The sequence below is a fragment of the Streptomyces rectiviolaceus genome (assembly GCF_039533825.1).
In the GTDB taxonomy this organism is placed as follows: Bacteria; Actinomycetota; Actinomycetes; order Streptomycetales; family Streptomycetaceae; genus Streptomyces; species Streptomyces rectiviolaceus.
The window spans coordinates 1-8,209 of record NZ_BAAAUG010000026.1 but is presented as its reverse complement, the minus strand read 5'-3'; the positions used below and the strand labels follow the sequence as shown (position 1 = coordinate 8,209).

Below are 8,209 nucleotides of genomic sequence, written 5' to 3'. Positions count from 1 at the left end.
AGTGCTGTACGCGCCCCTCCCGCCCACCCCGTCCGTTCACCCCTCCCTGTCGCAGCCCCCCCACCCGCGCTGCCCCCGCCCCCTGGCACCGCGGGGCAATCGGGCGGGTGGGTGGGAAAGCTTGTTCGTTCAGGGAGGGGTGCGGGGTGATCGGGTGGGTGGGTGGGAGAGGTTTGTTCGGGGAGGGGGGCTGCGGGGTTACGTGGTCAGGTCCCTGCGGTGCAGAGCTGCCAGGCCTGTGGTGGTCAGGGCGCACGCGAGGGTCAGGAGGGCGAGCACGGGTCCCCACGCGGGGGCGGTGGCTCCCGGCAGCTTTGGGAGGTGGCTGAAGGGGGAGATGTCCAGCGCCACCTGCGGAAGGTCCAGCGCGGGGCCGATCCAGCCGATGGCCAGGCAGATCCCGGCAGCCGCCCACGCACCCACCGCCGCCCTGGGGAACGCCCCCACGAGCAGCACAGCGAGACCCCCGAGCGCCCAGATCGCGGCCACCTGCACCAGGCACGCCCCCAGGATCGGCCCGAGGTCCTTCCCGTACCCCAGAGCAAGAGCGAGCCCGCCCACCAGCATCAGCAGCACCGCGCCGCCGAAGGCGATGACCAGGTGGCCACCGGCCCAGCGGAGCCGCCCCACCGCGTTGGCGAGGACCGGTTCCGCCCGCTGCGAGGTCTCCTCGCCGTGCAGCCGCAGCACCGAAGCGACGACGTACAGCGAGGCGACCATGCCGAGCAGGCCCACCATCGTGGCGAGGAAGGCGTCCGTGAGGCCGGACTGGCCGCCCATGCGTTCGATGACGTCCCGGGTGTTCTCGTTGTCGCCGACGATGTCCGCCGCGCCCTCCACCATCCCGCCGAAGACGACCCCGGAGGCGAGGAAGCCCAGCGTCCAGCCGAGCACGCTGCCGCGCTGCAGCCGCCACGCGAGGGAGCCCGCCGTGCCGAGCCCGCCCTTCGCGGGTCCCGGCCGGGTCGGCAGGAAGCTCATGCCGACGTCGCGCCGCCCCGCCAGGTTGTACGCGACAGCGCCCTGCGCCACGATCGCGGCGGCGATCAGGAGCAGCACCCACCACCGCTCACCGGCGTAGGCGCGGATGTTCTGCGTCCACCCGAGCGGAGACAGCCAGGTCAGGACGGAGGAGCCGTCCTCGGTCCCCGCGTCACCGGCGGCCTTGAGTACGTACGCGGCGCCGAGGACCCCCGAGGTCAGCCCCTTGGCGAGCCGCGCGCTCTCCGTGAGCTGGGCGACGATCGCTGCCATGGTGGCGAAGACCATGCCGGTGCCCGCGACGCCGAGCCCGAGCGCGAGCGCTCCGGCCGAGCCCTGCCCTGCCATGCCGCCGGCGATCAGCAGCCCCACGGCCGCGTTCGCCACGAACGCGGCGAGCAGCGCGGCGGTCAGCGGCGCACGCCGCCCCACCATCGCGGCGGAGATCATCTCCTGGCGCCCTGTCTCCTCCTCCTCGCGCGTGTGCCGTACGACGACGATCAGGCTCATGACGGCCGCGAGGATCGCGGCGTAGACGCCGATGCGCCAGGCGGACAGCGCGCCGATGGAGTCCCCGAACACCGGCGAGTACAGCGCCCGCATCGAGGAGTTGGCGTTCATCGACCGCATGGCGTCGGCCCGCTCGGCGGCCGTGCCGTACGTCTGCTCAAGGGAGCCCGGCATCGCGAGGACCATGCCGACGACGACGAGGACCCAGACGGGCAGCATGACGCGGTCGCGGCGCAGGGCGAGCCTCAACAGGGCGCCCGTACCGGCGAGTTGACGTGATCCGCCGGTGCGAGGAGTGAATCCGAGGGCTTGGGCGGCGGCGGTCATCGCGCGACCGCCTCTTCGGTGGCACCGCTGGCCCGCACGTCGTCCTGGTAGTGCCGCAGGAAGAGTTCCTCCAGCGTCGGCGGCGTGGAGACGAGCGACCGGATCCCGGAGTCGGTGAGCGCGCGCAGCACCGCGTCCAGCTTGTCGGTCTCGACCTGGAGCTTGACGCGATTCCCGGATACGTCGATGTCGTGGACGCCGGGCAGCTGCGCGAGGCCGTTCGGCGGTCCCGCCAGTTCGGCGGTGATGCTGGTCCGTGTCAGGTGGCGCAGGTCGGCCAGCGAGCCGGTCTCGACGGTCTGCCCCTTCCTGATGATGCTGACGCGGTCGCAGAGCTCCTCCACCTCGCTGAGGATGTGCGAGGAGAGGAGGATCGTGCGGCCACGGTCGCGCTCCTCCTCGACGCAGCTCTGGAAGACCTCCTCCATGAGCGGGTCGAGCCCGGAGGTGGGCTCGTCGAGGATCAGCACGTCGACGTCCGACGCGAAGGCGGCGACGAGGGCGACCTTCTGCCGGTTGCCCTTGGAGTACGTGCGCCCCTTCTTGGTCGGGTCGAGTTCGTACCGCTCGATGAGGTCGGCCCGGCGGGCCCGGTCGAGACCGCCCCGCAGCTTCCCGTACAGATCGATGACCTCGCCGCCGGACAGGTTGCGCCACAGGGTGACGTCGCCCGGTACGTACGCCACGCGCCGGTGCAGCTCGACCGCGTCGCTCCACGGGTCCTTGCCGAGGAGCTGGGCGGCGCCGGAGTCGGCGCGGAGCAGGCCGAGGAGGACGCGGATGGTCGTGGACTTCCCGGAGCCGTTGGGGCCGAGGAAGCCGTGGACCTCGCCGGTCTCGACGTCGAGGTCGAGACCGTCCAGCGCGTGTGTCCTTCCGAACGACTTGTGCAGTCCGGAGACGGTGATTGCCTTCGTCATGTTTTTGAACGTACGCTACTTTCACAAACTTGTGAAGTTAAGGAAGCGTATAAACTCGACCTCGACCGGCACAGCAGGGGAGATGATCGGCAGATGCCCAAGGGGTCCGAGGGGTCCGACGAAGAGGCGCGACGTGACGACGAGGTCGTCTCACGTTTCGTGGAGCAGTTCGCCGCGCAGCTGGTCGAGGCGGGCATGCCGAGGATGCCGGCGAGGATCTTCGCGGCGCTCCTCGCGTCGGACTCGGGCGCCCTGACATCGGCGGAGCTGGGGGAGCGGCTCCAGGTGAGCCCCGCTGCGGTCTCGGGCGCGGTCCGCTACCTCACGCAGCAGCACATGGTGGCCAGGGAGCGCGAGCCCGGATCCCGGCGTGACCTCTTCCGGGTGCACAGCAACCAGTGGTACGAGGCCCTGGCCAACCGTGACGGGGTGCTCAAGCGCTGGGAGTCGGCCCTGCGCGACGGCGTCGCCGGCCTCGGCCCCGACACCCCGGCGGGCCGCCGCATGGCCGAGACGCTCGCCTTCTTCGAGTTCGTCGAGCACGAGATCGCGGAGATGCTGGAGCGGTGGCGGGTGCACAGGGAAAGCCTGTTCGGCAAGTAGGTCTCAAGTAGGTCTCAAGCAGGTCATGCGGGACGCTCACCGGGGCAGCATCAAGCCCCAGGCATTGGCCCGCAACGACCACGTACGGGTCCGCACAGGACCCCCGACCACCGCATCCGCCCGGTACCGGAAATCTGCACCGGACACGGTGATCGTCCGCGCCCGCACCCGCAGGGCCTGTGTCGCCGCGCCCACCGAGGACGGCCGGACCTCGACCTCCGCGAAACCGTCGTCCCCCGGACGCACCGAGACCCCCTCCACCGGCTGGTCCAGGTCCACCACGAGCACTCCGTCCGCCTCCACCCGCAGCCGCGCAGGGGCGGGACCGGGTGCCGACGCCACGCGCGAGGGGCGCGCGAGGGTGCGTACGAAGGACTGGCACGTACGCAGCCAGGGGCGGCCGTCCACCGGGGTGCTCCCGGCAGCGCTCCCTGAAGCGCTCCCGGAAGCCGCCGAGGTGAGGGGCGGGATCCGCAGACTCCCCAGGACCACCCCGTCGCTGTCGTCCACGAGCAGATCCAGCCGCCGCTCGGCCCCTTCGAGCACCGCACGGGCCGCCGCGACCGCCCCGAGCGGCACTCCGAGCGACCGTGAAAGCACCTGAGCGGCCCCCACGGGAACAACCGAAACCGCACACGAATCGAGCTCGCGCTCGCGGTGCAGAACCGCGACGGCCCGCAGCAGCGCCCGGTCGTCACCGATCACCACGGGACGCCGCGCACCCCTCCTGGCCAGGGCTTTCGCGAAGTCCTCCGGCCTTTCCGGCAGGCAGATCCGGATGGCCGCACCCGCGCCGAGTACGTCCTTCGCGATCCGTACCGACTCACCGTCCGTGCGCCGGGCGACCGGGTCGATGACGACTAGCAGCTGGTCGCGAGCCGACAACGTGCGCCCCTTTTCTGAGTCCTCGGGTAGCATCTTTGTGCAAGAGCCCCTTGCGCTATTGCGCCAGGGGCTTCGTCTATTCCGGGGCAGCATCCAAGGCACACCCATATGGCGGCTACGGCCCCTGACCTTGGACATGCCCCGCCCGGAAGGGGTGTACGCCTGTGCCCGCACTTGTGCTGCTCGGTGCTCAGTGGGGTGACGAAGGCAAGGGAAAGGCCACCGACCTGCTCGGTGGCTCCGTGGACTATGTAGTGCGATACCAGGGCGGCAACAACGCCGGCCACACGGTCGTCGTAGGCGACCAGAAGTACGCACTGCATCTCCTCCCTTCCGGGATTCTCTCCCCGGACTGCGTGCCTGTCATCGGCAACGGAGTCGTCGTCGACCCGTCGGTCCTGCTCTCCGAGCTGAGCGGTCTGAACGAGCGCGGCGTCGACACGTCGAAGCTGCTGATCAGCGGTAACGCGCACATCATCACGCCGTACAACGTGACCGTCGACAAGGTGACGGAACGCTTCCTCGGCAAGCGCAAGATCGGCACGACGGGCCGCGGCATCGGCCCGACCTACGCCGACAAGATCAACCGCACCGGCATCCGCGTCCAGGACCTCTACGACCAGTCGATCCTGGAGCAGAAGGTCGAGGCGGCCCTCGAGGTCAAGAACCAGCTCCTCACCAAGCTCTACAACCGCCGCGCCATCGAGGTCGGCCAGATCGTCGAGCAGCTCCTGGAGCACGGCGAGAACATCAAGCGGTACGTCGCCGACACCACGCTGATCCTCAACAACGCGCTCGACGAGGACAAGGTCGTCCTCTTCGAGGGTGGCCAGGGCACGCTCCTGGACGTGGACCACGGCACGTACCCCTTCGTCACCTCATCGAACCCGACCGCGGGCGGCGCCTGCACGGGTACGGGCGTCGGCCCGACGAAGATCAGCCGCGTCATCGGCATCCTGAAGGCATACACCACGCGTGTCGGCGCGGGCCCGTTCCCGACGGAGCTCTTCGACCAGGACGGCGAGGACCTGCGCCGCATCGGCGGCGAGCGCGGTGTGACGACGGGCCGTGACCGGCGCTGCGGCTGGTTCGACGCGCCGATCGCGCGCTACGCGACCCGCGTGAACGGCCTGACGGACTTCTTCCTCACGAAGCTGGACGTCCTGACGGGCTGGGAGCAGATCCCGGTCTGCGTGGCGTACGAGATCGACGGCAAGCGCGTCGAGGAACTCCCGTACAACCAGACGGACTTCCACCACGCGAAGCCCGTCTACGAGTACCTCCCCGGCTGGTCCGAGGACATCACCAAGGCGCAGACCTTCTCCGACCTGCCGAAGAACGCGCAGGGTTACGTGAAGGCCCTGGAGGAGATGTCGGGCGCCCCGATCTCCGCGATCGGCGTGGGTCCGGGCCGCACGGAGACGATCGAGATCAACTCGTTCATCTAGCGGCTCATCCAGCGGCCCATCCGGCGGTTCATCCGGCGGATCGGTCCTCGCCGCACATCCGCAGTCCCACGGGCGTCTGGCACGGCAGGTGCCCGTGGGTGCGGACCACGTCCTGGCCGTTTCCGCGGATCGCGTACGCCAGGAAGCTCGACGCCAGGGAATCGGCGGGCGGGCGGCCGTAGGTGTAGGCGTACTCGATCTCGCGGTAGGGATAGCCGCTGGACTGGATGTGGTCGATGGACGGGGCATGGCCGTTCAGGTTCAGGCGGTGCATGCCCTTGAGCGTGGTCGTGTTGCGCAGCTCGCTGTAGCCGATCGCGCCCGGGGTGCCGGCGACGGTGTCCAGGACCTGGTCCGTGTCGTCGAGTTCGCAGCGGATGACCGGGGCGGACGGGCTGATGTCCTTGGTCAGGCAGTCGCTCGAGGACTCCTGGATCTCCGAACCGCCCTTCAGGACCCGGTTCTGCAGGGTGACCCGCGTACCCGAGCTCGATCCCCGGCTCACCAGGACCACCGGGCGGTCGGGGCCGCCGGCCAGCTGGTTCCAGTTGCGGATCTCGCCCTTGAAGACGCGGCCCACGTCCCGTGTCGAGAGATTCTTGATCGGTACTCCGTCGTTCAGGACGAGGGTGAAGAGGGAGACCGCCACCCTTGTCTCGCTCAGCTGCGTGTAGCTGGACGGGCGAGGCCCGTCGGAGAAGGCGATCACCGGCGGCGAACCGTCCTCGCCCTCGACGGACTTGGCATCCATGGCCGCCAACTCCCTTATTCCGCCCCGGCTTCCGTGCGCGTTCACCTTGATCGTCGAGCCTTCGCAGGCGTTCATGTACTTCTCCGCCAGCTCGGTCGCGACCTCTTCGAACGCCGTCGACCCCGTCAGGGTCAGCGTGCCCTGCTCGCAGTACGAGGGCGGGGGCGTGGCGTCGGGGAGCAGGATGAGGCCTGCGAGGCCGAGGATCACCAGGCTCAGCGCGATGGCCACCCGCTGCGACAGCCTGCTGAACACCGGGGGCTTCTCGTCGGGGGCGGCGCTGTGGTTCTCGTGCGTCTCGCCGCCCTGGATGCCGCCGATGACGGTGTAGCCGCTGTCCACGGGTCCGCCGGTCAGCAGGACCAGGAGCTTGTAGTACTCGCCCCGGTTGAGCGGCACACGCGGGATGTGCAGCCTGCCGCCCGCGTAGCCGAGGCTCGTGTCGGGCCCGAAGTGCTCCATCAAGTGGTCGGCCTCGGGCGGCAGTGTCACCGCGACCCCGCGGATCGTGCGGTGCTCGAAGACCGCCGTCAGGCCGTGCGGCGAGCGGCCCGTGTAGTCGCCCACGTCGATGGGCAGCGAGCCGTCGTTCTCGATGCGCAGGAGAACCAGCGTCGCGTCCGACATGTCGGGGTCCTCGTCGAAGAGACCGAGGCGTGCGTTCGCGTCACCCGTACGGACGTTGTCGCCTATCGCCGTGTCCATCTGCCTGCGGTAGCCGATGCGCTTGCGGCGCGGTACGCGGCGTTCGAGCAGTACGGGGACGAACGCGCCGGCGATGCCGACCAGGATGGCGAGCACTGCGATGACGTTTTCGGTGCTCAACCAGACCATGGACGGCACGGTAGGGGGCGTGCAGGGCTCCCGGGCGGCGCTTGTCCGTCCGGACAGGCGCTGTTCGCGCGCCGTTCAACTACCGGCGCTCAGCCGTCCTTCGAGTAGGTAAGACCCTTGTCCGTCCCCGTGTTCTCGCGGTGCAGCCTGCCGTTCGAGAGCAGCGTGACCGTGCTCGCCTGACCCGGCCTGCAGGAGGTCGCGGGCTGCCCGACGATCACGTCCGTCGGTCCGATCCGCAGGGTGCTGCCGCTCACCGACTCCAACTTGCCCTGGAACACGCAGTGGTACGTGCCACCCGTGTCGGTCGGACCGTCCGCCGTGATCGATACGACGGTGTCGCCGACCTCGCCCTGCTGGAGGACGAGCTGCCGGGAGTTGCTGCCCAGGTCGTTCTCGATGGAGCCGCTCCAGGTGCCGAGGAACTTGTCCGGGATCGTGCCCTCCTCGTCCTTGGACGCGGGGGAGGTGGGCGGGGTCTCGGGCTCCGGTGACTCCTCGTCGGAGGGCGTGCCGGGCGTCGAAGGCGCGCTGCTGGACGGCGACTTGGAGTCGGCGCCGCCCGCCTTCGTGCTGCCCTCGCCCTTCATCACCGCGTACACCGTGCCGCCCGCTCCTATGGCCACTATGACGGCCACCGCGATGAGCGCGGCGGTGGACCGCCCGCTGCGGCGCGGTGGCTCGCCCTGGGGGTGGACCAGCGGGCCGTACGGAGGAGTGGGTCCGTACGGAGGCGTGGGGCCGTACGGGCCCTGCTGGGGGTAGCCGTAGCCGGGCGGCGGGAGCTGGGGTTGAGGCTGCTGCTGTGGGTGTTGCTGGGGGTAGCCGTATGCCGAGCCCGGCGGGGGAGTGGGCGGTGGCGTCTGGCCGGTGATCATCGTGGGGAGGTGGTCGAGCTGGGCGGCCTCGCCCGGCCGGCCGGGCGGCGGCGGTGTATCGCCGTCGGCGGG

Annotated in this window: 6 protein-coding genes and 1 pseudogene; 2 read left to right on the top strand and 5 right to left on the bottom strand. The window is 70.1% G+C overall.

Going from position 1 to position 8,209, the window contains the following annotated elements; genetic code table 11:
- Positions 1-198 precede the first annotated feature (198 nt).
- Together ABD378_RS09065 and ABD378_RS09060 are read right to left on the bottom strand one after the other, a co-directional pair.
- Complete coding sequence (locus ABD378_RS09065) at positions 199-1,818, bottom strand: ABC transporter permease (RefSeq protein WP_344520027.1); 1,620 nt, start codon at positions 1,816-1,818, stop codon at positions 199-201.
- Complete coding sequence (locus tag ABD378_RS09060; RefSeq protein ID WP_344520025.1) at positions 1,815-2,738, bottom strand: ABC transporter ATP-binding protein; 924 nt, start codon at positions 2,736-2,738, stop codon at positions 1,815-1,817. The genes ABD378_RS09065 and ABD378_RS09060 overlap by 4 nt, the downstream gene beginning before the upstream one ends.
- 93 nt (positions 2,739-2,831) lie before the next feature.
- Here ABD378_RS09060 and ABD378_RS09055 point away from each other — a divergent pair, with 93 nt between their 5' ends.
- On the top strand, positions 2,832-3,341 hold the full coding sequence (locus tag ABD378_RS09055; protein ID WP_344520024.1) for a GbsR/MarR family transcriptional regulator: 510 nt from the start codon (positions 2,832-2,834) through the stop codon (positions 3,339-3,341).
- Between the two features lie 36 nt (positions 3,342-3,377).
- Here ABD378_RS09055 and ABD378_RS09050 read toward each other — a convergent pair whose 3' ends face one another.
- Positions 3,378-4,259 carry a diacylglycerol kinase family protein gene (locus ABD378_RS09050; protein WP_386544420.1) on the bottom strand — a complete coding sequence of 294 codons (882 nt, stop codon included), beginning with the start codon at positions 4,257-4,259 and terminating at the stop codon, positions 3,378-3,380.
- 131 nt (positions 4,260-4,390) lie between these two features.
- On the opposite strand from ABD378_RS09050, the gene ABD378_RS09045 reads away from it, so the two are divergent.
- Positions 4,391-5,674 (top strand): adenylosuccinate synthase, encoded by a 1,284-nt coding sequence (locus tag ABD378_RS09045; RefSeq protein ID WP_344520021.1) that lies wholly within the window; start codon positions 4,391-4,393, stop codon positions 5,672-5,674.
- Positions 5,675-5,702: 28 nt separating this feature from the next.
- Here ABD378_RS09045 and ABD378_RS09040 read toward each other — a convergent pair whose 3' ends face one another.
- A complete protein-coding gene (locus ABD378_RS09040; protein ID WP_344520019.1) occupies positions 5,703-7,259 on the bottom strand; it encodes a substrate-binding domain-containing protein in 1,557 nt (518 codons plus the stop codon).
- An 89-nt stretch (positions 7,260-7,348) separates the two neighbouring features.
- Positions 7,349-8,209 (bottom strand): annotated as a pseudogene (locus ABD378_RS09035) (serine/threonine protein kinase); the annotation flags it as partial.